The sequence below is a fragment of the Sphingomonas sp. Leaf62 genome, assembly GCF_001421915.1.
In the GTDB taxonomy this organism is placed as follows: domain Bacteria; phylum Pseudomonadota; class Alphaproteobacteria; order Sphingomonadales; family Sphingomonadaceae; genus Sphingomonas.
Map to the genome: position 1 here is coordinate 8,744 of NZ_LMLN01000032.1, position 22,614 is coordinate 31,357.

General features: G+C 68.2%; 22 protein-coding genes, 1 tRNA gene, 1 pseudogene and 1 riboswitch. Of the genes and pseudogenes, 11 read left to right on the top strand and 13 right to left on the bottom strand.

The window, feature by feature from the left end:
• On the top strand, nucleotides 1-154 hold a 154-nt coding region (locus tag ASE91_RS19830), incomplete at its 5' end, for an integrase core domain-containing protein (protein ID WP_156357932.1).
• A 312-nt stretch (nucleotides 155-466) separates the two neighbouring features.
• Here ASE91_RS19830 and ASE91_RS18310 read toward each other — a convergent pair.
• The 5 genes from ASE91_RS18310 to ASE91_RS18330 form a co-directional block, all read right to left on the bottom strand.
• Nucleotides 467-2,188: a Ca2+-dependent phosphoinositide-specific phospholipase C gene (locus ASE91_RS18310; RefSeq protein WP_200911290.1), complete on the bottom strand. Its 1,722-nt coding sequence runs from the start codon at nucleotides 2,186-2,188 to the stop codon at nucleotides 467-469.
• The gene (locus tag ASE91_RS18315; protein WP_056629032.1) at nucleotides 2,185-5,208 is read right to left on the bottom strand and encodes a TonB-dependent receptor; all 3,024 of its coding nucleotides are present in this window, start codon (nucleotides 5,206-5,208) and stop codon (nucleotides 2,185-2,187) included. The genes ASE91_RS18310 and ASE91_RS18315 overlap by 4 nt, the downstream gene beginning before the upstream one ends.
• Before the next feature lie 106 nt (nucleotides 5,209-5,314).
• Nucleotides 5,315-6,145: a FecR family protein gene (locus ASE91_RS18320; RefSeq protein ID WP_056629035.1), complete on the bottom strand. Its 831-nt coding sequence runs from the start codon at nucleotides 6,143-6,145 to the stop codon at nucleotides 5,315-5,317.
• Nucleotides 6,146-6,162: 17 nt separating this feature from the next.
• Complete coding sequence (locus tag ASE91_RS18325; protein WP_162233693.1) at nucleotides 6,163-6,708, bottom strand: RNA polymerase sigma factor; 546 nt, start codon at nucleotides 6,706-6,708, stop codon at nucleotides 6,163-6,165.
• 248 nt (nucleotides 6,709-6,956) lie between these two features.
• Nucleotides 6,957-7,031, bottom strand: a tRNA-Thr gene (locus ASE91_RS18330).
• A gap of 110 nt (nucleotides 7,032-7,141) precedes the next feature.
• Between ASE91_RS18330 and ASE91_RS20900 the strand changes: the two genes are divergently transcribed.
• From ASE91_RS20900 to ASE91_RS20815, 7 genes are all read left to right on the top strand, one after another.
• Nucleotides 7,142-7,273 (top strand): hypothetical protein, encoded by a 132-nt coding sequence (locus ASE91_RS20900; protein ID WP_268795977.1) that lies wholly within the window; start codon nucleotides 7,142-7,144, stop codon nucleotides 7,271-7,273.
• A 76-nt stretch (nucleotides 7,274-7,349) separates the two neighbouring features.
• The gene (locus tag ASE91_RS18335; RefSeq protein ID WP_056629037.1) at nucleotides 7,350-8,318 is read left to right on the top strand and encodes a glycoside hydrolase family 5 protein; all 969 of its coding nucleotides are present in this window, start codon (nucleotides 7,350-7,352) and stop codon (nucleotides 8,316-8,318) included.
• 43 nt (nucleotides 8,319-8,361) lie between these two features.
• The gene (locus tag ASE91_RS18340; RefSeq protein ID WP_056629107.1) at nucleotides 8,362-9,072 is read left to right on the top strand and encodes an alpha/beta hydrolase; all 711 of its coding nucleotides are present in this window, start codon (nucleotides 8,362-8,364) and stop codon (nucleotides 9,070-9,072) included.
• A complete protein-coding gene (locus ASE91_RS18345; RefSeq protein ID WP_056629040.1) occupies nucleotides 9,072-9,824 on the top strand; it encodes a tetratricopeptide repeat protein in 753 nt (250 codons plus the stop codon). The genes ASE91_RS18340 and ASE91_RS18345 overlap by 1 nt, the downstream gene beginning before the upstream one ends.
• A 59-nt stretch (nucleotides 9,825-9,883) precedes the next feature.
• Complete coding sequence (locus tag ASE91_RS18350; RefSeq protein ID WP_056629041.1) at nucleotides 9,884-10,303, top strand: VOC family protein; 420 nt, start codon at nucleotides 9,884-9,886, stop codon at nucleotides 10,301-10,303.
• Nucleotides 10,300-11,022, top strand: coding sequence for a hydroxyacylglutathione hydrolase (gene gloB / locus ASE91_RS18355; protein ID WP_056629110.1), 723 nt, complete (start codon nucleotides 10,300-10,302; stop codon nucleotides 11,020-11,022). The genes ASE91_RS18350 and gloB overlap by 4 nt, the downstream gene beginning before the upstream one ends.
• 19 nt (nucleotides 11,023-11,041) lie before the next feature.
• The gene (locus tag ASE91_RS20815) at nucleotides 11,042-11,437 is read left to right on the top strand and encodes a hypothetical protein (RefSeq protein ID WP_235530569.1); all 396 of its coding nucleotides are present in this window, start codon (nucleotides 11,042-11,044) and stop codon (nucleotides 11,435-11,437) included.
• Nucleotides 11,438-11,563: 126 nt separating this feature from the next.
• Here the strand turns inward: ASE91_RS20815 and hslU are convergent.
• From hslU to ASE91_RS18385, 6 genes and pseudogenes are all read right to left on the bottom strand, one after another.
• A pseudogene (gene hslU, locus ASE91_RS18360) lies at nucleotides 11,564-12,851 on the bottom strand (ATP-dependent protease ATPase subunit HslU); the annotation flags it as partial.
• Nucleotides 12,852-12,861: 10 nt separating this feature from the next.
• On the bottom strand, nucleotides 12,862-13,413 hold the full coding sequence (hslV, locus tag ASE91_RS18365) for an ATP-dependent protease subunit HslV (RefSeq protein ID WP_055757729.1): 552 nt from the start codon (nucleotides 13,411-13,413) through the stop codon (nucleotides 12,862-12,864).
• A 135-nt stretch (nucleotides 13,414-13,548) separates the two neighbouring features.
• On the bottom strand, nucleotides 13,549-13,956 hold the full coding sequence (locus ASE91_RS18370; protein WP_056000551.1) for a holin family protein: 408 nt from the start codon (nucleotides 13,954-13,956) through the stop codon (nucleotides 13,549-13,551).
• Between the two features lie 32 nt (nucleotides 13,957-13,988).
• Nucleotides 13,989-14,540, bottom strand: coding sequence for a glycoside hydrolase family 108 protein (locus tag ASE91_RS18375; RefSeq protein WP_056629045.1), 552 nt, complete (start codon nucleotides 14,538-14,540; stop codon nucleotides 13,989-13,991).
• 251 nt (nucleotides 14,541-14,791) lie between these two features.
• Entirely contained in the window at nucleotides 14,792-15,625 is an 834-nt protein-coding gene (locus ASE91_RS18380; protein WP_200911291.1) for a glycosyltransferase family 2 protein, read from the bottom strand.
• Nucleotides 15,622-17,694, bottom strand: a complete 2,073-nt coding sequence (locus ASE91_RS18385; protein WP_056629047.1) for an HAD-IIB family hydrolase — start codon at nucleotides 17,692-17,694, stop codon at nucleotides 15,622-15,624. Before ASE91_RS18385 ends, ASE91_RS18380 begins: the two co-directional genes overlap by 4 nt.
• Before the next feature lie 82 nt (nucleotides 17,695-17,776).
• Here ASE91_RS18385 and ASE91_RS18390 point away from each other — a divergent pair, with 82 nt between their 5' ends.
• Nucleotides 17,777-18,841 carry a glycosyltransferase family 4 protein gene (locus ASE91_RS18390; protein WP_056629050.1) on the top strand — a complete coding sequence of 355 codons (1,065 nt, stop codon included), beginning with the start codon at nucleotides 17,777-17,779 and terminating at the stop codon, nucleotides 18,839-18,841.
• Nucleotides 18,838-20,058: a glycosyltransferase family 4 protein gene (locus ASE91_RS18395; RefSeq protein WP_056629053.1), complete on the top strand. Its 1,221-nt coding sequence runs from the start codon at nucleotides 18,838-18,840 to the stop codon at nucleotides 20,056-20,058. The genes ASE91_RS18390 and ASE91_RS18395 overlap by 4 nt, the downstream gene beginning before the upstream one ends.
• On the opposite strand, the gene ASE91_RS18400 is transcribed toward ASE91_RS18395, so the two are convergent.
• The gene (locus tag ASE91_RS18400) at nucleotides 19,980-20,843 is read right to left on the bottom strand and encodes a hypothetical protein (RefSeq protein WP_056629056.1); all 864 of its coding nucleotides are present in this window, start codon (nucleotides 20,841-20,843) and stop codon (nucleotides 19,980-19,982) included. The two genes, ASE91_RS18395 and ASE91_RS18400, sit on opposite strands and share 79 nt — an antisense overlap.
• 66 nt (nucleotides 20,844-20,909) lie before the next feature.
• On the opposite strand from ASE91_RS18400, the gene ASE91_RS18405 reads away from it, so the two are divergent.
• Nucleotides 20,910-21,809, top strand: coding sequence for an NmrA family NAD(P)-binding protein (locus ASE91_RS18405; RefSeq protein WP_056629058.1), 900 nt, complete (start codon nucleotides 20,910-20,912; stop codon nucleotides 21,807-21,809).
• Nucleotides 21,810-21,830: 21 nt separating this feature from the next.
• On the opposite strand, the gene cobU is transcribed toward ASE91_RS18405, so the two are convergent.
• On the bottom strand, nucleotides 21,831-22,355 hold the full coding sequence (cobU, locus tag ASE91_RS18410; RefSeq protein WP_056629061.1) for a bifunctional adenosylcobinamide kinase/adenosylcobinamide-phosphate guanylyltransferase: 525 nt from the start codon (nucleotides 22,353-22,355) through the stop codon (nucleotides 21,831-21,833).
• Between the two features lie 25 nt (nucleotides 22,356-22,380).
• A riboswitch (cobalamin riboswitch) is annotated at nucleotides 22,381-22,581 on the top strand.
• Nucleotides 22,582-22,614: the final 33 nt, after the last annotated feature.

The following is a 22,614-nucleotide window of genomic DNA, read 5'->3' on the forward strand; positions in this document are numbered from 1 at the left end:
AGATTACGTCCGTGTCTCCCCGCTCCCCGATGCGCTCACCGCGTTGACATCGCTGGCCGGATGGATCGAGGACTACAACGACAACCACCCCCACTCAGGGCTCAAAATGCGTTCGCCGCGCGAACATCGCGCACTGGTTTCTGCAACCGCCTAATTCCGTCCGGTAAAACGGGGGCCAGATCAGGTATAGACATCGAAGCAAGCGCTAATTGGCTGGACGCAAGAACCGGTTGGACGCTACCTTCCCGATCGGGAACGATCATCGTACGGCGCGGGCGTTCTGGAAAAGGACGGCATGCAGCCGGAAGATACCTTCAGGTGACGATGGAACGTTCTGACATCGTCCTACATGCGGTCGGGAAAGTCGCGGACCTTGTCGGGGGGAATGACAGCAGTATCGACTGCCAACCGACAGGCCGACCAGCGCGAGGATAGCCCAGTGTGGCAGCAGGCTAGCGTGGCAGGGTCATTGATCGTCTCCTGCCGGGTGCACTGCAAGGGAAGCGGGCCGCAGCGCGTTGAGTTCCGCGCGGGCGGCGACGAGGTCGCCGCGAAGGTCGGCGGAGCCGTGCGCCGCGGCCACCAGCGCGGCCGCGGCGAGCAGCCCGCCCTCCACCGCGCTGGCCGAATGCGAACCGCAGACGCGGCGGCTGTCGGCGTAGTCGCGGCCGCGCGCGAGCAATGCGGTCGCGCGGTCGGGCAGCAGTTCCGCCAGAATCAGCGCGAACGCCATGCCGTTGGCGGCATGGCCCGATGGATAGTCGCCGTTGGCGGCGAGCGCTGCCGTGCGGGGCTCGCAGATCGGCAGGTCGTTGCTCACGAACGGTCGCGCGCTATGCCAATGGCGCTTGGCCGCGCCGATGGCGGCGGAACGATCGGCGCCGAACCGGGCGAGCAATCGCGCGAGGACGGGCGTGCGGCCGATGTCGATCGCGAACCCGATCGCATCGCGGAAACGGGCCGGCAGGTCGTCGGACACGTCGGCCTGCGCCTGTCGCCAGCGCGGCGAACCGGCCAGCGCCCGCGCCTCGACGAAGCGGCGTGCATCCGCCAGTGCCGGGGGAGAGCCCGGCGCGGGCGGCCCCGGCAGGATCCGCGTCAGATCGGGGCGGTCCCGCGCGACGAGATAGCCGCCCAGACGCTCCACCGGCCCGTCGGTACAGCGCGTGGCGGCACGCACCGGATTGCAGCCGGCCGCCGCCCCGCCCGGCAGCATGACGCGATAGCCGCTCAGACGGCGATCCGGCCAGGGATAGTCCGTCGAGACATACTGCGCCCCGCTCGCCAGCGCCGCGTCGCGGCGGCGGGTGTCGCCATCGCGCGCCTCGCGCGTGCCGTCGTCGGCGCGGGTGCGGACGAGAAAGCCGGCGCGTACCGCCGCCGCGATCCGCGGCCCGTCGGCGACGGGGTCGTTGAGCGTGAGATAGGCCGCCGCCGGCGAGGCTTCGTCGGTGTTGACGAACATCGCGCGTCCTTCGAGCGCGCGTCGCGCGCCGCGATAGAGCGCGACCTTCGCCGGCCCCTCGTCGAGCGCGACGAGGACGCGCCCGCGCGCCTGCGCCAGCGTCGGCCAGCCCCCTGCCAGCACCGCGTCGCGCAGCGTCGGGCTGGTCCCCTGCACCTCGTCGGGGGTGATGAGGCGCCGGCCGGGCAGGCCGCTGCGCAGTTCGGTGTCGAGCATGTCGAAGCCGGCCGCGTCGAACCGTTCGGGGACGGGCGCCATCGGGCTCGCCTCGTCCTTGGCGTTGACGAGGATCAGGATCGCCGCGTGATCCGGATGCGCGTCGGACCATGTCCGTACCTCACGCAGGCAAGCGGCCAGCGTGAGGCAGGACGAGCCCCGGTCGATGCCGGGCATGTGCATCACCTTCAGCCCGGGCGCGGCCATGGCGGGACCATCGCCGGCCCGCGCATAGCGGCCGCCCGCATCGTCGCGGTACACATCCAGCTCGATCTGGCGCATCCCCGCGTCGAGCTGCGCAGTGAGGGGCCGGTGCGCATAGTCCAGCGCCACCGCCCGCGGATCGGCCGCGATCAGGCGCGCCATCACGGCGGGCGGGATCGCCTGCTTGTAGCTGTTGTGCGTGCCAACCGCGACGATGTCGTTGACCCGCAGCGCCGTGTCCTGCGCCCGCGCCGGTGCCGCCGTCGCGGCGACCAGCGCGATCACGCGCGCGGCGCGGATCACATCCGCCACCGTATGCCGGCGAGCAGTTGCCGGCCGCTGCGCGCATAGCTGCTCACCCGGTCGGAGCTGTCGACGAACTGGTCTTCCGCCTGATTGGTCAGGTTCACGCCCTCCAGCGTGACCGTGAAGCGCGGCGTGACGTTCCAGAACAGCGAGGCATCGACATAGGTCGCCGCGTTGACCCCGGCGATGTCGTTGCCGTTGGCCCCGGGAACCGCGGTCAGATAGCGGTCGCGATAGTTGATCGACGCGCGTCCGCCATAGACCAGTGTCTCGTAATACAGCGTCGCGTTGGCCGAGTGTTTCGACAGACCAACCAGCGGTTTGCGCACGCTGGTCGTCGCGGTCAGCGCATAGTCGGTATCCGAGCTGGTGTAGGTGTAGTTGGTGATCGCGCCCAGGTGCCGCAACACGCCGGGCAGGAAGGTGAACGCCTGTTGCGCGATCACCTCCACGCCCTTCAGGCTCGTGCCGGGGCCGTTGACCGGCTGGGTGAAGAAGAAGATGTCCTCGGGCCGCGCCACCTGCTGATTGCCGAGGAAGGCGATCGGATAGCCCGACGCGGCATAGGCCTGTTCGGTGGTGCGGTTGGTGATGAAGCTGTCGATCCGCTTGTAGAATGGGCCGACCGCGAAGAAGCCGTCGCGGGAGGGATAGAATTCCAGCGCGAGATCGACCGAATCGGCGCGGAACGGCTCAAGGTCAGGATTGCCCACCGACACGGTGCGCGTATTCACCTGCACCTGCCCGCCAGGCGTCAGCGATGTGAGCGTCGGGCGCGTGATGTTGCGGTTGGCGCTGGCGCGCAGCTGCAACCGGGGGGCCAGTTCGAAGACGAGGTTCGCCGATGGCAGCCAGTCGGTGTAGCTCCGCTCGAACGTCACGGGTTGCGCGACCCCGCCCACGACGACGGCACCGTTCGCGGTAGTCCGCGTCCGCGCGACGCGCACACCCGCATCACCGCGCACGACCATCCCCGCGAGTTCGCCGCGCAGGTCGAGTTGGGCATAGCCGGCCAGCACCTCCTCCTTGACGCGCCGGTCGTTCTCGCGATTGCGCGTCAGCGGAGTGGCGTTGGGGGCGATCAGCGACAGCGCCTTGTCGAAATCGACGTACATCCATTCGCGCGGCGCGCCCGCGGGCAGGTCGAGCGCCTTGCCGAAGGTATACGGCGATCGTGCGTACACCAGATCCGCGATCGTCCGGCCGCGCACGCTTGTCACGTCCTTCCCGAAATCGGCGGTGTCGAAGATGTAGCGGGTATGGCTCGCGCCCGCCCTGACTGTCACCGCGTCGTTCGTGCGATAGGCGAGGTTGAGCTTGCCGATCCGGTAGTCGTTGTCGACGACGTTGATGCGCGGCCGGTACAGGTCGAGCCGCAGCGCCGACGGATCGGTGAGCGAGAAGCCGTACGTCATCACCGGCACGCGATCGTTCGGGCGATAGTCATAGGCGAAATCGCGGTTGTTGGTCAGTGCCTGCAGCGTCCGCGTGTCGACCGTATAGTCCGACCCCTCGACGCCCGCGAGCAGGTCGACGGTCAGCCGGTCGGTCGGCTTCCATGTCGTCGTCAGCGCAATCTGGTGAAACTTCGTGTCGTTGCGGTCGCGGCGGTTGTCGATGCGGTTGTCGACGTTGCCGAATTCCGCTGCCACGATGTCGTTGCCCTGCGTGACCAGGCTGCGGATCGTCGTTTCCCGGATGCCGGTCGCATCGGTGCGGCTGAACGATTGAGCGTCGAGGAAATATTCCAGCCGGGTCGATTTCAGCCGCGCATACAGCACGTCGAGGTCGACATGCAGCGCATCGCTTGGCCGGAACTGGAACGCCCCGGTCAGGCCGAGCCGCTTCTGGTCGTGATCGAAGATGAAATAGCGCGGCGTCCGCGGGTAGAACAGCCGGTCGGAGCCGGTGCCGTTCAGCCGCGCGCGGGTCGCGGGATCGATCGCGGCCGACACGTTGGCAAGGGTCCAGCCACCGCTCGCCCAGCGCAGCGTCTGGTGACCGTCCTCGATCACCTGCCGCCGCGAATAGGCCGCCGACACCAATGCGCCCCATACGCCGTCGTCACTCGTCTTCGACACCACGAGCGCGGCCCGCGGGCCGACATCATCGGTGCGCGTCGCCCAGAACGCCTGCCCCGAGGCGACGACGTGGAAGCCGGGATTGTCGAACGGCCGCAGCGTGTGCAGGTCGACCGTCGCGGCGATGCCGCCTTCGTCCAGCGACGGCGACCGCGCCTTCACCACATCGATCCGGCTGAACAGTTCGGAAGCGAAGATGTTGAAGTCGAACGATCGCGACCGGTTCACCGCGCCACGCTGATCGGTGGTGCCGGTGGTCGCCAGCGCCTCCATGCCGTTCAACCGGACGCGGGTGAAATCGGCGTTCAGGCCGCGCACCGCGATCTGCCGGCCCTCGCCCGCGTCGCGCGTGATCTGCACGCCAGGAATGCGCTGGATGCTTTCGGCGACGTTGGTGTCGGGGAAGGCGGCGATGTCCTTGGCGAAGATGCTGTCGGTCAGCCCGATCGCATCACGCCGCGCGGCGATCCCACTTTCCAGACTCTTGCGCAGACCGGTGACGACGATGTCCTGTCCCTCGCCCTGCGCCGGGGCGTTCGCCGCATCCTGCGCCGGCTCGGGCGCGGCATGGGCGGATACGGCGACCGGGATCACCCGCGCCGGCGCCGCGCGAGGCGTCAGCACGACCAGATTGCCGCGGACCACCGGCACCAGCCCGGTGCCGCGCAGCATCGCGATCAGTGCGGCGCGCGGCGTCAGCCGCCCGGCCACGGCCGCCGCGCGCCGCCCCGCCGCATTGCCCGGCGCGACCATGACCTGAATGCCCGTCGCACGCGAATAGAGCGAGATGCTCTGCCTCAGATCACCGGCAGGGATCGCGAATTCAGCGTGCGCGGTCCATGATGCGGGCATCTGCGCCGCCATGGCGGCTTGCGGTACCAGTATCGCCATCGTCAGACTGAAAATACTGGCACCCATCATCGTCGAACGTCGCATGTATCTTTCCCCCAATCGGCTGCATGGCAGCCGTCACGAAAGGAAGACGTCAATCAACGACGGTACGGACATAAATAATTTATAGCATTTTTATGTCACTAATCATTCATTCCGGTGACAAGATCAGCGTAGATTTCGTTTCGGTTACGACAAATCCGTAGGTCATGCCGAGTGATCGTAACAGCGAGGGCGCGTCATCGATCCGAAACCGGCCGCTGATCGGCAGATCGGCCAATCCGGCTGGTGGTGATTGTACAATCGGCCCCGATTGCCGGTTGAGTATCGCCACCAGATCACCAAGCCGCAACCCGTCGACATCCAGCCAGCCCTGACGACGATCGTCGGCACGGGCATCGAAGCGTACCGCGGGGCCGGCATGTCCGCGCACGACATGCCCACGCCATCCCGCCGGCACCCGCTCGCTATATGTATCGTCCGTCCCGGCGACCCGCACCGCACCGCGATATACCGCGACATCCATTCGACCGACGGTGCGATCAATGTCGAACGCCGTGCCGAGTACGCGGACCTTGCCATCGCCTGCGCGCACCGTGAACGGCCGGGCGGGATCGTGCGCCACGTCAAAGAACGCCGCACCGTCCGCCAGCGTCACGTCCCGGGCCGTTTTCCCATAGCGGACGGTGAGTTGTGTCGCCCCTTCGAGGCGCACCCGCGTCCCATCGGGCAGCCGCACCGCGCGCGTTTCGCCCCGGCCGGTCCGCAGCGAGGCGATCCGATCCGGTGCCGGTCCAAGCCATGCCCGCGGAAGTCCGAACAGCACGACGAGCGCGACGACACCGGCCGTCGCGCCTGTCGTCACGCGGCGTCTGCGCGTCCGCAGTGCGCGCACCTCTTCGTTCGACAGCCGCCCGCGATCACGCCAGCTTGCGAGGGCGTCCGCCAGTTCCGGCGCGAAATCACGTTCCGTTGGCGCCATGTCATCATGATCGTTTCTCATGCGCCCTTGTCGATCCACAGATCGCGGCGACAAAGGGCCCGGCGCAAATCGGAGCGTGCGCGCGTCACATGCTTCTCGATCGCGGCAGGCGACAGGTCGAGATCCGCCGCGACCGTATCGATGGTATCGCCATCGAGCCGCCGCCGCAGGAACACCTCGCGCCGCAATGGTGGCATGGCCTCTATCGCCGCCACAAGGACATGGACGCGCTCCTGGTACAGCAGGACTTCGTCAGCCCGCAGCCGTGGGCATACAAGCGTTACCGGCACTTCGACCATCACCGGCCGCTTGCCGCTCTGCCGAAACCGGTCGCGGATGAGGTTCCCGGCCACCGCCAGGCAGAAGGCGGTGACGTCCTCCACCGTCCGCCGGGTGCGATAGGCATAAAGGCGGAGAAAGGTTTCTTGTACCAGATCGTCGCTGTCGCACCGGTCGCGTAGCCGGGACAGCGCAAAACGATGCAGCAAGGCGTACAGCGCCGGCTCGTCAACACCGCCTTGGCATGCCGCTGAATCCGGCGCTGTGCCGCTCGTCGATGCCACCCTGTCACTCCGCCCGTCGCTCAGCCTCGGCACCTAGGGATGCTTCGTGAAAGTGGAATGACAAGGGCGGGAGGAGCTCGCGGTTTCCGTATCGGGCGCAACGTTGCTCGTCCCGGGTCAGACCGCTGGCGACACCGGCGTCGCCTGTCATCCATGAGGGTTGCCGGCGACCGATGACCCGGACCCCGAAGGGCGGTGACAAATCCACCTAAGCGTGAGAACCTCTAAAGGATCAACGTCAAAATTGCTGGTGCTGCCGGTGAGGATTGAACTCACGACCTCAGCCTTACCAAGGATGCGCTCTACCACTGAGCTACGGCAGCACTCCGAGCCGGGGGAAACCCTCGGCGGCGGGAGGGGCCTATGTGCAGCCATTGGTCGGGATGTCAAGCGACGGTTGTCGAATTGGCCGCGAAAAGCGTAGAAAGCGCGAATGGACGACGATGAACGCAAGGCGCGGCTGGCACAGGCGCTCCGCCAGAACCTCCGGCGCCGTAAGGGGCAGGCGCGGGAACTGAACGATTCGCCGCCTTCTGCCGAACCCGACCCATCACCGCAGCGGTAATTCCTGCCGGGCAGGCGCGTTGACCGCGTCGACGTGGAGCGGCACGCTCGCCGCAACGAGGAATGGGAGAGGTGTCATGCGTCGCTGGTGGGTGCTGCTGGTCGCGTTGCTGGTCGGCCAGGGTGCGTGGGCGTCGCCGCTGCCGCCGTCCGGATCACCTGTCGCGGTGCATGGGCGGTTGGCCGTCAAGGGCAATCGGGTCGTCGATGGGCGGGGCGAGCCCTATGCGGTACAAGGCATGTCGCTGTTCTGGAGCCAGTGGCAGCCGCGGTACTATGATGCCGCGACGATCGACTGGCTGGTGCGCGACTGGCACATAACGGCGGTGCGGGCGGCGATCGGGGCGCAGTCGGGCGGCTATGACAAGCAACCCGATGTCGAAACCAGGCGAGCCGAGACGGTGATCGATGCGGCTATCGCCCAAGGGATCTATGTCGTGGTCGACTGGCATGCGCATCAACCGCGGGCCGACGATGCGGTGACCTTCTTCACCCATATCGCCCGCAAGTATCGCGGCGTTCCCAACCTGATCTACGAACCCTATAACGAGCCGCTGCCCGAACATGGCTGGGCCAAGGTGCTCAAACCCTATCACATCCGCGTGATCGGGGCGATCCGGGCGATCGACCCGGGCGCGTTCGTCGTGGCGGGCACGCGGAGCTGGTCGCAGGATGTCGACGAAGCGGCGGCCGATCCGCTGCCCTTTGCCAATGTCGCCTACACGCTGCATTTCTACGCGGCGACGCATAAGGCCGAGCTGCGCGCCAAGGCCGATCTGGCAATGCGGCGGGGCATTGCCCTGTTCGTCACCGAATATGGCACGACCGCCGCCAATGGCGATGCGCCGATCGATGCGGCGGAAACGCGTATCTGGTGGGAATGGTGCGCGAGGAACGGTGTCAGCTATCTGAACTGGTCGGTCGCGAACAAGGACGAGGCCTCGGCAATCCTGAAGCCCGGGACGCAGGCGGTGGCGGGATGGCGTGCCGGCGATCTGACCGGATCGGGGAAGCTGGTGCGGGGGCATCTGCGCACGCTTCGCTGACGGCGGCTTTCGTCGCGGTTCGGCGCATGGCATGGACGCGGGCATGACCGATCCCCGCCCGCTCGCCTATCGTCACACGCCCGGTGCCGGCCCGACGATCCTGTTCCTGCCCGGCTATGCGTCCGACATGGCCGGCACCAAGGCGCTGGCGATCGAAGCATGGGCCAAGGCGCGGGGGCAGGCGTTCCTGCGCTTCGACTATGCCGGATGCGGTGAGAGCCCCGGCGTGTTCGAGGAACAGACCCTGGCCGGCTGGGTCGACGACGCGCTGGCAATGATCGACTTGTGCGTCGACGGGCCGGTGGTGCTGGTCGGATCGTCGATGGGCGGCTGGATCGCATTGCTGGCGGCGCGCGCCCGGCCGGAGCGGATCGTCGGACTGGTCGGCATCGCGCCCGCGCCCGACTTCACCGACTGGGGCTTTTCGCAGGCCGAGAAGATGGCGATGCTGACCGAAGGACGGATCGAGCGGCCATCGCCCTATGCCGATACGCCGACCGTGTTCACCCGCGCCTTCTGGTCGTCGGGGGAGGCGAACCGGCTAATGCACGGCGATGTGCCAATCGACGTGCCGGTGCGGCTGGTACAGGGGCAGCGCGATGCCGATGTGCCGTGGGAGCGCGCGGTCCACCTCGCGTCGCGGCTTCGTTCAGCCGATGTGCAGACGGTGTTGGTCAAGGATGGCGACCATCGCCTGTCGCGCGACGGCGATATCGCGCTGATCCTGCGCGCCATCGAGGATGTGTTGAGCTGATGCTGTCATCGTTGCTGTTCCTCGCCCTGCAAGCCACCGCCGGGCCCCAGCTTCCGGCCGGGGCGACGCCCGAGGCCCGGTACGACCAGTGCGTCGATGCGGCGACGACGACGCCGGACGTGGCGGAGCGGATCGCGGGCCAATGGCGGCTGGCCGGGGGCGGGTTCCTTGCCCGCCAATGCCTCGGCATGAGCTATGCGACGCGGCAGAAGTGGAGCGCGGCGGCGGAGGCGTTCGAACAGGCCGCGCGCGAGGCGGAGGTGGCCAAGGACGTCCGCGCCGCCAATTACTGGGCACAGGCGGGCAATGCGCGGCTGGCCGATGGCGATACGATCGCGGCAGGCGCGGCGCTGGACGCGGCGCTGGCCAGCGGCGCGCTGACCGGACTGGCGCGGGGTGAGGCGCAGCTCGACCGGGCGCGGGTCCGCGTCGCGGCGGGCGATCTGGCGGGTGCGCGCGGCGATATCGACAGCGCGCTGAAGGACGCGCCGGCCGATCCCCTGGCATGGCTGTTGTCGGCGACGCTCGCGCGGCGGACCAGCGATCTTGCCCGGGCGCGAACCGACATCGCCGAAGCGGTGCGGCGGTCGGCCGACGATCCGTCGGTACAGCTGGAGCTGGGCAATATCGCCGGGCTGTCGGGGGATACCAAAGCGGCGCGCGCGGCATTCGAGGCGGTTCAGCGGCTCGCCCCCGACAGTGCGCAGGCAAAGGCCGCATCCGCCGCGCTCGATACCCTGCCGCCGGCCTGACGCGGTTGCGGGGATGCGACGGCGACCCGATATCCGGGTTCGAACCAACGGAGCCGTCGATGACCCGCTATCTCCATACCATGATCCGGGTGACCGACCCGGACGCCACAATCGCCCTTTTCGACATGCTGGGCCTGAAAGAGGTCCGGCGCATGGAGAGTGAGAAGGGGCGGTTCACGCTGATCTTTCTCGCCGCGCCGGGGCAGGAGGGCGTGGCCGAGGTCGAACTGACCCATAATTGGGACCCGGAGCCGTATGACGGCGGCCGCAATTTCGGCCATCTTGCGTTCCGCGTCGACGACATCTACGCCACGTGCCAGCGGTTGATGGACGCCGGGGTGACGATCAACCGCCCGCCGCGCGACGGCCATATGGCGTTCGTGAAGACGCCCGACGGCATCTCGATCGAGCTGTTGCAGGACGGGTCGCTGCCCGCCGCCGAACCCTGGGCATCGATGCCCAATGTGGGGACGTGGTGATGGAAGTCGTTCGCGTCCCCGTCCTTTCGGACAATTATGCGTGGCTGCTGCACGACGACGCGAGCGGTGAGACGGTGGCGATCGATCCGGGCGAGGGCGAGCCGCTGCTCGACGCGGCGGCGGCGCGCGGCTGGACGATCGGCGCGATCTGGAACACGCATTGGCATCCCGATCATGTCGGCGGCAACGCGGCGATCAAGGCGGCGACCGGCGCGGAGGTGACCGGCCCGGAGGCGGAGCGTACGAAGATCGCCGACCTCGACCGGGGCGTCGGCGAAGGCGCGATGCTGTCGGTCGGGGACGCGCAGGCGACCGTGTGGTCGGTGCCGGGGCATACCGCCGGGCATATCGCGTTCCATTTCGCCGACGAGGCGCTGCTGTTCACCGGCGATACGCTGTTCGCGATGGGCTGTGGTCGCTTGTTCGAAGGGACGGCGGCCGACATGTTCGGCAATATGCGGCGCTATGCCGACCTGCCCCCCGAAACGCGGGTCTATTGCGGGCACGAATATACGCTGTCGAACGGGCGTTATGCGCTGGTCGCCGAGCCGGACAATGCGGCCATCGTCGAGCGGATGCAGGCGGTCGAGGCGATGCGCGAAAGGGGCGAGGCGACGGTGCCGACCACGATCGGTGCGGAACTCGCCACCAATCCGTTTCTGCGCGCGGGGTCGGTCGAGGAACTGGCACGGCACCGCGCGGCGAAGGATGCGTTCTGATCGGATAAGGAGAGGCGGCATGAAGCGATTGGCATGGACAGCGGCGCTGCTGTTGGGTGCGTGTGCGACCCCGCAGCAACAGGCGGAGATGCAGGCGAAGGGCGACCGGCTGTTGGCAAAGACGCTGGAAGGGCGGGTCGCGGGCAAGCCCGAAAACTGCCTGCCGACGGGATTCATCGATGGTCCGCAGGTGGTCGGTGATTCGTTGATCTATCGTCAGAGCGGCAAGCGACTGTGGCGGACCCAGGTCCGCGACCGCTGCCCGTTCCTGCGCGACGATCAGATCGTGGTGTCGATCCTGTACGGGACCAATGTGTGCCGCAACGATCGCTTCCGGCTGATCGATCGCGGGGTGTCGATCCCGTCGGGCGACTGCACGTTCGGGGACTTCGTGCCGTACGACAAGGTGGGGTGACTCGCCCCGTTCCGTTTGGTTCGAGCTTGTCGAGAACTTGAGTGCCACGAGCAACCCGTTCTCGACGGACGCTTCTCGACTTCGCTCGAAGCTGCTCGAACTGAACGGGTTTATTTGGGGGGGGGNAGCGACTCAAATCCGTATTCCGCGCGATGCTGGCCAGCTGCTTGTCGACATAGGCGGCGTCGATCGTCACCGCCTGTCCCGCTCGGTCCTCGGCGTCGAAGCTGACTTCCTCCAGCAGCTTTTCCATGACCGTCTGCAAGCGCCGGGCACCGATATTCTCGATTTCCGCATTCACCTCCGCTGCGATCCGGGCGACGGCGGCGATGCCGTCGTCGGTGAAGTCGATGCTGACCTGTTCGGTCGCCAGCAGCGCGCGATACTGGGCCGGCAGCGACGCCTTGGTATCCGACAGGATCGCGATGAAATCCGCTTCGGTCAGCCCCTTCAGTTCGACGCGGATCGGCAGGCGACCCTGTAGTTCGGGCAGCAGGTCGCTGGGCTTGGCGACATGGAACGCGCCGCTGGCGATGAAGAGGACGTGGTCGGTCTTCATGGGGCCGTATTTGGTGGCAACCGTCGTCCCCTCGATCAGCGGCAGCAGATCGCGCTGCACGCCTTCGCGGCTGATCGATCCGCCGCCGCGCCCGTCGCTGACCGCGATCTTGTCGATCTCGTCAAGGAACACGATGCCGTTCGCCTCCGCGTCCGCCAGCGCGACGCGGCTGACCTCGTCCTGGTCGAGGCGCTTGTCGGCCTCTTCCTCGACCAGCTTGTCCCATGCGGCGCGGACGGTCAGCTTGCGGCGCTTCTGCTGGCCGCCGCCGAACGCCTTGCCCATCATCTCGGACAGGTTGATCATCTGTGGCGCGGCGCCGGGAATTTCGAACGGCATCTGCGGCGCGGCGTCGAGTTCGAGCTCGACTTCCTTGTCGTCGAGATGGCCGTCCGCGAAGCGCTGGCGGAAGGCTTCGCGGGTCGCCTCGCTGGCACCCTTGCCGGTCAGTGCGTCGAGTAGGCGGGCCATCGCCGCTTCCTCGGCCTTGTCCTTCACCGCGACGCGGCGGCGTTCGCGCTCCAGCCGGATCGCTTCCTCGACCAGGTCGCGGGCGATCTGTTCGACGTCGCGGCCGACATAGCCGACCTCGGTGAACTTGGTCGCCTCGACCTTCACGAACGGCGCGTCGGCGAGCTTCGCCAGACGGCGGCTGATCTCGGTCTTGCCGCAGCCGGTGGGCCCGATCATCAGGATGTTCTTTGGGGACACCTCGTCGCGCAGGTCGGGGCTGAGCTGCTGGCGACGCCAGCGGTTGCGCAGCGCCACGGCGACGGCGCGCTTGGCGTCCTGCTGGCCGATGATATGCGCGTCGAGCGCGGCGACGATCGCCTTGGGCGTCACATTGTCTTGCATGGGATGTCCGTCAGTTCGCGCTGTCGAGCGCTTCGAGGGTGACGCGATCGTTGGTGTAGACGCAGAGTTCGGCGGCGATGGCCAAGGCCTTGCGCGCGACCTTCTCCGCGTCGCCTTCATAATCTGACAGCGCGCGGGCGGCGGCGAGGGCGAAATTACCGCCCGAACCAATCGCGGCGATGCCGGCTTCGGGTTCGAGCACGTCGCCATTGCCGGTGACGACCAGCGTCACGTCCTTGTCGGCGACGATCAGCATCGCCTCCAGATTGCGGAGGAACTTGTCGGTGCGCCAGTCCTTGGCCAGCTCGACGGCGGCGCGCAGCAGCTGGCCCTGATGGCGTTCCAGCTTCGCCTCCAGCCGTTCGAACAGGGTGAAGGCGTCGGCGGTGGCACCGGCGAAGCCCGCGATCACCTTGCCATCGCCCAGCGGGCGGACCTTGCGCGCATTGGGTTTCATGACCGTCTGTCCGGCCGAAACCTGCCCATCCCCCGCGATCACCACCCGACCGCCGCGACGCACGGATACAATGGTGGTGCCGTGCCACACCGTCTCTTTGCTCATGGGCGCGGATATGGGGAGGGGGTTCGCCGGTGCAAGCGGGGGTGGTGGAGGGGCGGTCGCGAACGCTGTCGTTCCGTGTGGGGAGATTCCCCTCCACCAGCTTTGCTGGTCCCCCTCCCCGTGCCGGGGAGGATTTTAGCGTTCTACGCCCTTCGCCTTCCCCCATGCCCGTGCAGCGGTGTAGCCCAGGTAACCCGTGCCGAAGAGTGCGTACAATTCCTCCGGAATGCCGCGCAGATAGGCGGTCATGCCGCGGGCGATGCTCTCGGCCATGGCGGGCTGGACCGCCGAGATCAGGCCCATCGGGATCGCCCAGAGCAGCAGCGCGTACATGACGTAGAGGAAGCCGGGACGCGCGCGCGAGGTCCACGGATCGGTCGACTGCGCCTCCGCCACGATCGCCGAGAGTTGCGCCTTTACCCGTTCGAGATCGGCGCTCCCTTCGAGTTTGAGCAGTTCGAGCTTGGCGGCGTCCCTCGCGCGAGGGTCGGGAATCAGCTTGTCGAGCAGCGCCGCGATCGGCGCGATCAGGGTGTCGAGCATAAGTCCTCCCACAGGTTCAAAGGTCACAAAGGTCACACTCGCGACGTATCGACGCGGTGGGCCAGCCAGCCGTAGAGAAAGGCTTCGCTGGCGGGACGCGTTTCGGCGAGGCGGAGATAGCGTTCGCCCTGCAAGGCGTTGATCGCCTTTACCAAAACTGCTTCGGCAGCCGGGCCGCGCGTGGCGAGCAGGGTGTCGAGCGCGTACAACGTTTTCGCGCCGATGGCGCCATCGACCGCGACATCTGCCCAGTCGCGCTGCTCACGGTTCAGGGCGTTGAGCACGCGTTGCAGGAAGGTCGCGGCGACCGCCGGTCCCATGTTGACGCCGGTGTCGAACAGTTCGGCGGCAAGAGCGGGCGCGCGCGAAGCGACGCGGTCGAAGGCCGGGGCCTGCCAGTAGCTGCGACGGTAGAAGGTAGCGGCGGCGGCGCGCGGCAGTTCGCGGATCGGGCCGGCATATCCTTCGGCGCGGGCGACGGCCTGGGTAATGCCGAACCGCGTCGGACCGCCGCGATCGGCGGGGTGGTCGACATAGCCGCCTTCGCGGTCGATGACGTCTTCGATCAATGGGGTCGCGTCCATATTGTCCTCCTGTTGGATGGAGAACGTAACCAGAACGGTTCGTTGTAGGAAAGTCGGGTGGGTCGGCGTGGGGCCGATCGACCGGTCCGCGGTGTGGAGCTGTGCCGACCAATGCCCTATCGTCACTCCCGCGCAGGCGGGAGTCCATATACGCTGCGGTCGCCGATACACCAAAAGCCGTAGCGGCTATGGATTCCCGCCTGCGCGGGAATGACGAAAATACGTAGGAATCGCCGAAAGCCGATCCGGTCCTAGCTGAACAGCGCGTCGCGGCGGTGGCTGGCGGCAATTTCGGCCGGGGTCGGATGCCGCAGTACTCCGATCGTATCGGCATCGGGCGACCAGCGGATCAGCCTGGCGTCGGCGAATTGCCCCAGCCAATAGTCCATGCACCACCGTCCCCAGCGCGCGCGGAAGCGGGTCGCGTTGCGCAGGATCGCATCGAATTGGTGCAGCGGCGGAACATGAACCGCGTGATGCTGGTGCCAGGCGACCGCGCCGCCGACCCATGCCATCGGTACGCCCGCCGCCGCCAGCGCCCATGCGAAGTCGGTCTCCTCCCCGCCATAGCCGACATAGCCGGTGTCCATGCCGCCCGCCGCATCCCATGCGCCGCGTGGCAGGGCGAAGGACAGGCCCCATAGCTCGCCATGGCTCGGCACCGGGCGGACTTCGTCATCGGCGAGCGCAGGCTTGGCGGGATGGCGAACCGCCTGCGCCGGATCGACCGCGCCGGGCGGCAGGTAGCGGACCTCGCCCAGATAGCAGGCGGGATCATCGTCGAGCACCTCGGCATAGCGGGCAACCAGCGACGGCGACGGGATGCAGTCGACATCGAGGAAGATCAGGCTATCGCCGCGCGCCGCCAGGGCGGCCGCGTTGCGCGCCTCGGCCAGCGGCATCGGGTCGCCGGGCACGAACACTTCGCGCACCGGCACCCCTGGATCGGGCAGACTGGCGGGTGCGGCATCCTGCATATAGGCGATGACCAGCTCGTCGGGGGCGCGGGTCTGCGCGGCGATGCCCGACAACAGGTTGGCGAGGTGCGCGGTCCGCCCGCGCACCAGCGTGCAGACCGAGATCACGCCGACAGGCGCTGCTGCACCGGCTGCCCCCGGAAATGGGCGACCCCCTCCATGATCCCGAAGGCATAGCTGCGCCGCGCGACATAGCTGTGGGCGAGGTCGGGACGCTCTGCGAGGCCGTCCGAATAATTGCCGACGATGATCGCATGGGCGCAGGCGCGCAGCATTTCGACGTCGTTGCCGCTGTCGCCGGCGACGATCACCTGATCGCGGCGCATCCCCGCCCGCTGGCGGACATACTCGACCGCCGTCCCCTTCGACGCGGCGAGCGGCAGGATGTCGAGATAGCGGCCATGGCTGTGGATCACCGAGGCGGCGAAACCGGCATCGGCGAGCAGGTCGCGGACCCGCTGGGCGATGTCGGTTTCGCCGGCGGTGAAGTAACTCAATTTGTGGCTGCGCTGTTCGAGCGGGCTTTGCGGGCGCAGGTCGGACTGTGCGGCAAGCAGGGCGGCGATGGCCGCCCGGTCCCAGCCGGCATCGATCGTCGCCGTCCACGCATCGTCGCGGACATAGATTCCGCCATGGGCACGGTGATAGATTTCGGAGCCGACCGAGGTAATCATGACGGCGGGCGGCGCGACCTGATTCTGGGCAAGGATCGCCAGCGCGCTGTGCAGGCTGCGTCCGGTGGCGATGCCGAACAGCATGTCGTGCTGGTCGCCGTGCCACAGGTTGAACGCCTGCGCCGCTTCGGATTCGCCCAGCAGCGTGTTGTCGATGTCGGAGACCAGCAACAGGCGCGGGGTTTCCGCGACCGGGGCGGGCGGGGCGATCACCGCCTGCGCCAGTTCGGCATAGCGCGCGACATGCCCGTCCCAGTCGTACAGGTCGGCGGCGGTCGCCCCGGCGCGCGAATAGCGATCCCACAGCGCATCGTCGGACAGGATGGTCAGCATCGCCCGACCGATCGCCTGTGGATCGCGCGGGTCGACGAGGATGCCGTTCCCGCACCCTTCGATAATGTCGTTCGGCCCGCCGCTGTCGGTCGCAACTAGGGGCAGGCCCGACGCCGCCGCCTCCAGCAGCGTCAGTCCGAAGGGTTCGTTGAGCGCCGGGTTGACGAAGATGCCGCGCCGCGCGCGGGCATGGGCATAGATGGCGGGGACTTCGTGCGGGGCATGGGTCTTGGGGATCGCGACCGATCCGTACAGGTCGTAGCGGTCGATCAGCGCGAACAGTTCGGCCATGTTGCCGGCCAGTTCGGGTTCGAGGCTGCGCGGATCGTCGCGGGTGCCGGCGACGATCACCAGATTGGCGGCGGTCTGAAGCGCGGGGCAGCGGCCATAGGCATGGACCAGCGCGGCGAGGTTCTTCTTGCTGACCGGGCGGGCCAGCGCGAGGATCACCGGCTTCGACGGATCGGCGAGGAAGCGGTCGATCCGCGCATCGACCATCGGATCGGTACAGGTGCCCGCGAACATCGCCAGATCGCTGCCCGGCGGGATGATGCGGATGCGGCCGGGATCATAGCTGGCATAGCCGGCATATTGCACCTCCGCCTCGTCGCGGGACGAAGCGATGATCGCGTCGGCATCGGCGATCGCGCGGTCTTCGATGGCGATGCGGCGCTCCAGCCCCTGCGTCTCTGCACAGTCGGTGCCAAAAGCGATGCGCTTGACGCGTCCCAGTGAGTGGGCGGTGAAGAGATAGGGGATGCCCAGCCGCGCCTTGACCGCCGCCGCCACCGCGCCGGCATCGGCATAATGGGCGTGGATCAGGTCGGGGCGACGGTCCAGCCCCTCGATATGCGCGACCAGCGCGTCGACCATGCTGTCCTGTTCGCGCCACAGGGCTTCCTTGGGCAGATAGGCGTCGCTGGCCGAACGCAGGCGGACGATGCGCGTCGTGTCGTCGATCGGCTCCACCGCGTGCCAATAGCCATCGCCGAGCGCGCCGCCGCGAAAGGCGCGGGTGACGATATCGGTCCGGGTGATCGCATCGTTCCGACCGGTCGCGGCAACAAGATCAAGGAGGTAGCGGATGTGGCCGCCGGTATCGGCAGTGACGCCATATTCCACCTCGTGCGCACGAAGACAGCCCTGAAGCGCGAGATGGAGGATGAACATTACGGAACTTTCCCGTTAAAAAATACGGACTTGTGCCCGTCTTCACAGGAACCGTTCGGCTTTCGCTTGGTTCCGGTGGACGATGGTATCCCCGCTTCGGATCGCGCAGATCGCCCCCGTCATCTACCCCACGCCACCGGGCAGGACGGGCGGGACCGAACGGGTCGTGTCCGACCTGACCGAGGCGTTGATGGCGATGGGCCATCACGTGACGCTGATCGCCCCGAGCGACAGCGTGACCACCGCCCGCCATCTGTCGGCGCATCCCAGCCTGCAGGCGTTGCAGGCCTATCACGGTCCGGTCGCGCCGGGAGTGCCCGCCGCGCTGGAGGCGGCGCAGCTGGGGCTGCTGGCGCAGCACTGCCACGAATTCGACATCGTCCATTGCCATGGCGAGTTCGCCCATGCCGCGGTGCTGGGCAAGCGGATCGGGCAGAGCGTGACGACGGTCCACTGGCGGCTGGACGAGCTCGACCGCAAGCTGTTCTTCCACAGCTTTCCCGAATTGCCGGTCGTCGCGATCTCGGCGGCGCAGGCGCGCGACCTGCCGCGCGCCAACCGCGCGGGCGTGGTGCATCACGGCATTCCGGCCGAGCGGTTCTCGGCCGGTCCGGGTGGGCCGGGAGTCGCCTTTATCGGGCGGATGACCGACCAGAAGCGGCCCGATGTCGCGATCCGCGTCGCGCGCGCCGCCGGGCGGTCGATCCGGCTGGCCGGGGGCATCGATGTCGGCAATCCGCGCTATTTCGACGAACGGGTCGCACCATTGCTGGGCAACGATGCCGACCATGTCGGCGAGGTCGACGACCGCGCCAAACAGGCGTTGTTGGGCGAGGCGGCGGCGCTGCTGTTCCCGATCGACTGGCCCGAACCCTTCGGGCTGGTGATGATCGAGGCGATGGCCTGCGGGACGCCGGTGATCGCATGGGATCGCGGCAGCGTGCGCGAGGTCGTCGACAACGGCGTCACCGGCTTCGTCGTCAGGAACGAGGACGAGGCGATCGCGGCGCTGGCGCGCATCGATACGCTCGACCGGGCAAAGGTGCGCGAACGGTTCGAGGCGCGCTTCACCGCGACGCGCATGGCGGCGGAGTATGTGGCGCTGTACCGGCAACGGATCGCGCTGGCGCATGGGGCGGTGGCGTGAGGGTCGGGCTGATCAGCTGGGCCTATCCCCCCGAAAAGAGCGGCCTGTCGCGCGCTGCGCAGGAGATTGCGCAGGCGCTGGCCGAGGCGGGACATGACGTCCGCGTCGTGACGATGGACCGCCGCGACCGCAGCATGGACGGCGCGGTCGAGGTGATCGGCGCGCAGGTCGATGGCTGGCTGGCCCGGTTGCGGCGCTGGCCCGGCATCGGTCATGCGTGCGGCCCGGCGATGATCGCGCGGACGGTGCGGCGGCTGCATGCCGAGCGGCCGTTCGACGTGGTCGAGGCGACCAACTGGTATGCGCCGGGGCTGTGGGTCGCGCTCACCGGGCCGGTGCCGCTGGTCACCCGCAATTCGACGCCGGTCGCGACCAGCGCTGGGCGGCCCCGCACCCTGCGCGACCGGATCGACCGGTGGGCGGCGGTCGCGCTGGAGGCGCTGTCGGCGCGGCAGTCCGCCGGCCTGATCTCCAATACCGAAGCGCATGGTGCGAAGGTCGCGGCGCTGTACGGCACGGTGCCGCCGGGGCCGGGACATGCCGTGATCGGGCTGAGCCTGCCGCCCGCGATCGTGGCGGCCGGACAGGCCGCGCCCTATCCGCCGGGCAATGGCGCGCTGCGGATGTTGTTCGTCGGGCGCAACGAACCGCGGAAAGGAGCCGATGCGCTGATCGGCGCGCTGCCCGCGCTGGCGGCGGAGGCCGATGCCGGCACGCTGCCCGAGTTCCGGCTGACGATGATCGGGCTGCACCGCCACGAACTCGACCGGTTGCCACAGGCGGCGCTCCGGCGGATCGACGTCCATCACCGGGTCGAGGACGATGCGCTCCACGCCGCGCTAGCGGCGGCGGATATCGTCGTCGCGCCGTCGCGCTACGAGAGTTTCGGGCTGGTCTATCAGGAGGCGATGACGTTCGGCCGACCGATCGCGGCGTGCGGCGAGGATCCGAGCGCGAGGCTGTTCGTCGGCGGCAGCGGCGCGGGATTGCTGGCGCAGGATTGCACGGCCATCGCGCTGGGTGCGGTATTGCGGCGGATGCTGCGCGATGATGCGCTGCGGCTGGCGCTGTCGGCGGCGGCAAGGGTGGCGGCGGGGCGGTTCACCCGCGCCGGCCTCGCGGTGGAGACGGCGGCGGCCTATGTCGCGGCGGCGAACGGGCGGAGCAGGGCCGCCTCGTCGCTCGGGCGGCCGGCACCGGTCGACATGGCTTCGTAAACGCGCGACCGTTCGAGGACGCGCGACCGGCTGAGAAAATGGTCGATCGCCCCGGCAAGCGCGAGCGAGGTGCGTTCGAACGCCACCACCGGGCGTTCATGGACGATGCCGGCGAAGTGGACCTCGGCCCGGTTCAGCCGGTACTGGATGTCTGGCCACAGCGCCGATGGTACCCCGTCGACCCGGTTGCGGCGCGCCAAGCCTAGCGACTGCAGCCCATCGCGATCGGCCGCTGCGGTGAGCCAGCCGAGAGACGTCAGCAGCGCGACATCGGGCCGTTCGTCGGTATCGAGTTGCAGGATCCAGCCGGTCGTCAATGCCTGCACCCGGTTGCGTTGCGCGGCGAAGTCGCCGTCGAGCGGATGGGCGACGATCCGCGCCCAAGGTACTTGCCCGGTGAGCGCCGCCGCCTCGCCGGGCGTGCCGTCGAGCAGGACGATCGCGCGGGGAAAACCGGAGCGCAACCCCGTCAGCATCGCCGCGACCCCGTCGGCTTCACTGGCGCGCGCGATCATGCCGAGCGTCACGGCATGCGGCTGCGGTGTCGCAGGTTTACCGTCGACCAGCCCCAGCGCCCATGCCGCATTGCGGCGGGCATGGGGGGACAGCGCGAAGCTGTGTTCGGGCGTGCCGGTGCGCAGGGTGTCGGCGATCGCGGCGCGAAGCGCGGCCGGGTCGAAGGCGAGATCGGCGACCGTCAGCCCGCAATGGGTGCATTCGGGCAGCGCGCGGTCGTGCCAGTTGGCGTTGCCGCAGATCGGGCAGCGTGGCCAATCCTGATTCATCCCATCCGCCCCCTTGCGTTGCTGCGTCGGGGAACGCACGACGTCGTGTGGCGGTTCGGAGGATTGATGCGGGAAACGACCAACGACACGATCATCGTCGCAGGCGCGACCGGCGACCTTGGTGGACGGATCGCGAAGGCGGCCGTTGTACGCGGCGCGAAGGTGCGGGCGCTGGTCCGCCCCGAGACCGCGGCCGAGCGCATCGCCGCACTGGAAGCGATCGGGGCCGAACCCTGTCCGGTCGATTTCGACGATGCGCAGGCGCTGGCCCATGCCTGTCGCGGGGTGTTGTGCGTGGTATCGGCGCTGAACGGGCTGGGCGAGACGATTCTGGATACCCAGACACGGTTGCTCGATGCGGCGCTGGGCGGCGGGGCGGCACGGTTCATTCCGTCCGATTTCTCGATCGATTATCGCGCGTTGCCGACCGGCACCAACCGCAATTTCGACCTGCGTCGCGCGTTCCGCACCCGGATCGACACCGCGCCGATCATGGCGACGTCGATCTTCAACGGCGCATTCGCCGATATGCTCAACGGACAGATGCCGTTGATCCAGCGGCGGGTGCGGCGGGTGCTGTACTGGGGCGATGCCGACACGAAGTTCGCGCTGACGACCAAAGACGATGTCGCCGCCTATACCGCCGCCGCCGCGCTCGACCCCGCCGCGCCGCGCGACCTGCATATCGCGGGGGCTGAGGTCAGCGCGCGCGATCTGGCGGCGTTGATGGGCGAAGTGACGGGGCGGCCCTATGGTCTGCTGCGCGCCGGATCGCTGGCGGCGCTGTCGCGGATGATCGGGGTGACGCGCCGGCTGTTCCCCGCGCGCGATCAGGTGTTTCCGGCGTGGCAGGGGATGCAGTATCTCCACAATATGTTCGACGGTCGCGCACCGTCGGCGCCGGTGGATAACGGGCGGTATGACGTGGCGTGGACGCCGTTGCGCGAGGTGGTGGCGCAGGGATGATCCTATCCCCCTGCGCGGGGGTCACCGCGTTGCGTGTGGATCGAACCGCTCCAGCGGCAACACCATCCCCGCGACCACGAACCAGCTGCGGTCGACCGTCGCCGCCACCGCCTGATTGAGCCGCCCCGCCGCGTCGCGGAACCGGCGGCCGAGCGGGTGGTCGGGGACGATGCCCATGCCGACCTCGTTGCTGACCAGCAGCACCGGATGTGCCGCCCGGCCGATCGCGGCGAGCAGATCGGTGGTGTGGCGGTCGATATCATGGTCGCCCAGCATCAGGTTCGACAGCCACAGCGTCAGGCAGTCGACCAGTAACGGCCCCGTCGCCGCATCGATCGCGTTTGCCAGATCGATCGGGCATTCGACCGTGTGCCATCCCGGACCACGATCGGCGCGGTGGCGGGCGATGCGGTCGGTCATTTCCTCGTCCCACGCCTCCGCCGTGGCGAGATAGGTCCATGGCCCCGCCAGCGCCTCGCACGCCGCCTGCGCCAGCCGGCTCTTACCCGAGCGCGCGCCGCCCATGAACAGGGTTGTCGTCGCCATCTTGTCCTGTGCCCCGATGCGCTCTAAGGGCGCGGATGCGACAGGTTCCCAGAAACGGGATGAAAAGGGAACCCGGAAGCGCGTTTTAGACGCGTCATCCGGGGCTGCCCCCGCAACTGTGACCGGCGAGCCTTGCTCCTCCGCGTGCCACTGGACTTCGGTCCGGGAAGGCCGGGCAAGGCGACGACCCGGAAGCCAGGAGACCTGCCCGTCGCGGTTGTCCTTCGCGCGGACGGGGTGTGCCGGGCGATCGAGGGTT

Coding starts and splice junctions, on each gene's coding strand:
- ASE91_RS20900 (WP_268795977.1), top strand. CDS start 7,142: ATGGACGACGATGAACGCAAGGCGCGGCTGGCACAGGCGCTCCGCCAG.
- hslV (WP_055757729.1), bottom strand. CDS start 13,413: ATGAGCAAAGAGACGGTGTGGCACGGCACCACCATTGTATCCGTGCGT.
- ASE91_RS18385 (WP_056629047.1), bottom strand. CDS start 17,694: ATGTTCATCCTCCATCTCGCGCTTCAGGGCTGTCTTCGTGCGCACGAG.
- ASE91_RS18340 (WP_056629107.1), top strand. CDS start 8,362: ATGACCGATCCCCGCCCGCTCGCCTATCGTCACACGCCCGGTGCCGGC.
- ASE91_RS18390 (WP_056629050.1), top strand. CDS start 17,777: ATGGTATCCCCGCTTCGGATCGCGCAGATCGCCCCCGTCATCTACCCC.
- ASE91_RS18400 (WP_056629056.1), bottom strand. CDS start 20,843: ATGAATCAGGATTGGCCACGCTGCCCGATCTGCGGCAACGCCAACTGG.
- ASE91_RS18375 (WP_056629045.1), bottom strand. CDS start 14,540: ATGGACGCGACCCCATTGATCGAAGACGTCATCGACCGCGAAGGCGGC.
- cobU (WP_056629061.1), bottom strand. CDS start 22,355: ATGGCGACGACAACCCTGTTCATGGGCGGCGCGCGCTCGGGTAAGAGC.
- ASE91_RS18315 (WP_056629032.1), bottom strand. CDS start 5,208: ATGCGACGTTCGACGATGATGGGTGCCAGTATTTTCAGTCTGACGATG.
- ASE91_RS18335 (WP_056629037.1), top strand. CDS start 7,350: ATGCGTCGCTGGTGGGTGCTGCTGGTCGCGTTGCTGGTCGGCCAGGGT.
- ASE91_RS18320 (WP_056629035.1), bottom strand. CDS start 6,145: ATGGCGCCAACGGAACGTGATTTCGCGCCGGAACTGGCGGACGCCCTC.
- ASE91_RS18370 (WP_056000551.1), bottom strand. CDS start 13,956: ATGCTCGACACCCTGATCGCGCCGATCGCGGCGCTGCTCGACAAGCTG.
- ASE91_RS20815 (WP_235530569.1), top strand. CDS start 11,042: ATGAAGCGATTGGCATGGACAGCGGCGCTGCTGTTGGGTGCGTGTGCG.
- ASE91_RS18405 (WP_056629058.1), top strand. CDS start 20,910: ATGCGGGAAACGACCAACGACACGATCATCGTCGCAGGCGCGACCGGC.
- ASE91_RS18345 (WP_056629040.1), top strand. CDS start 9,072: ATGCTGTCATCGTTGCTGTTCCTCGCCCTGCAAGCCACCGCCGGGCCC.
- ASE91_RS18350 (WP_056629041.1), top strand. CDS start 9,884: ATGACCCGCTATCTCCATACCATGATCCGGGTGACCGACCCGGACGCC.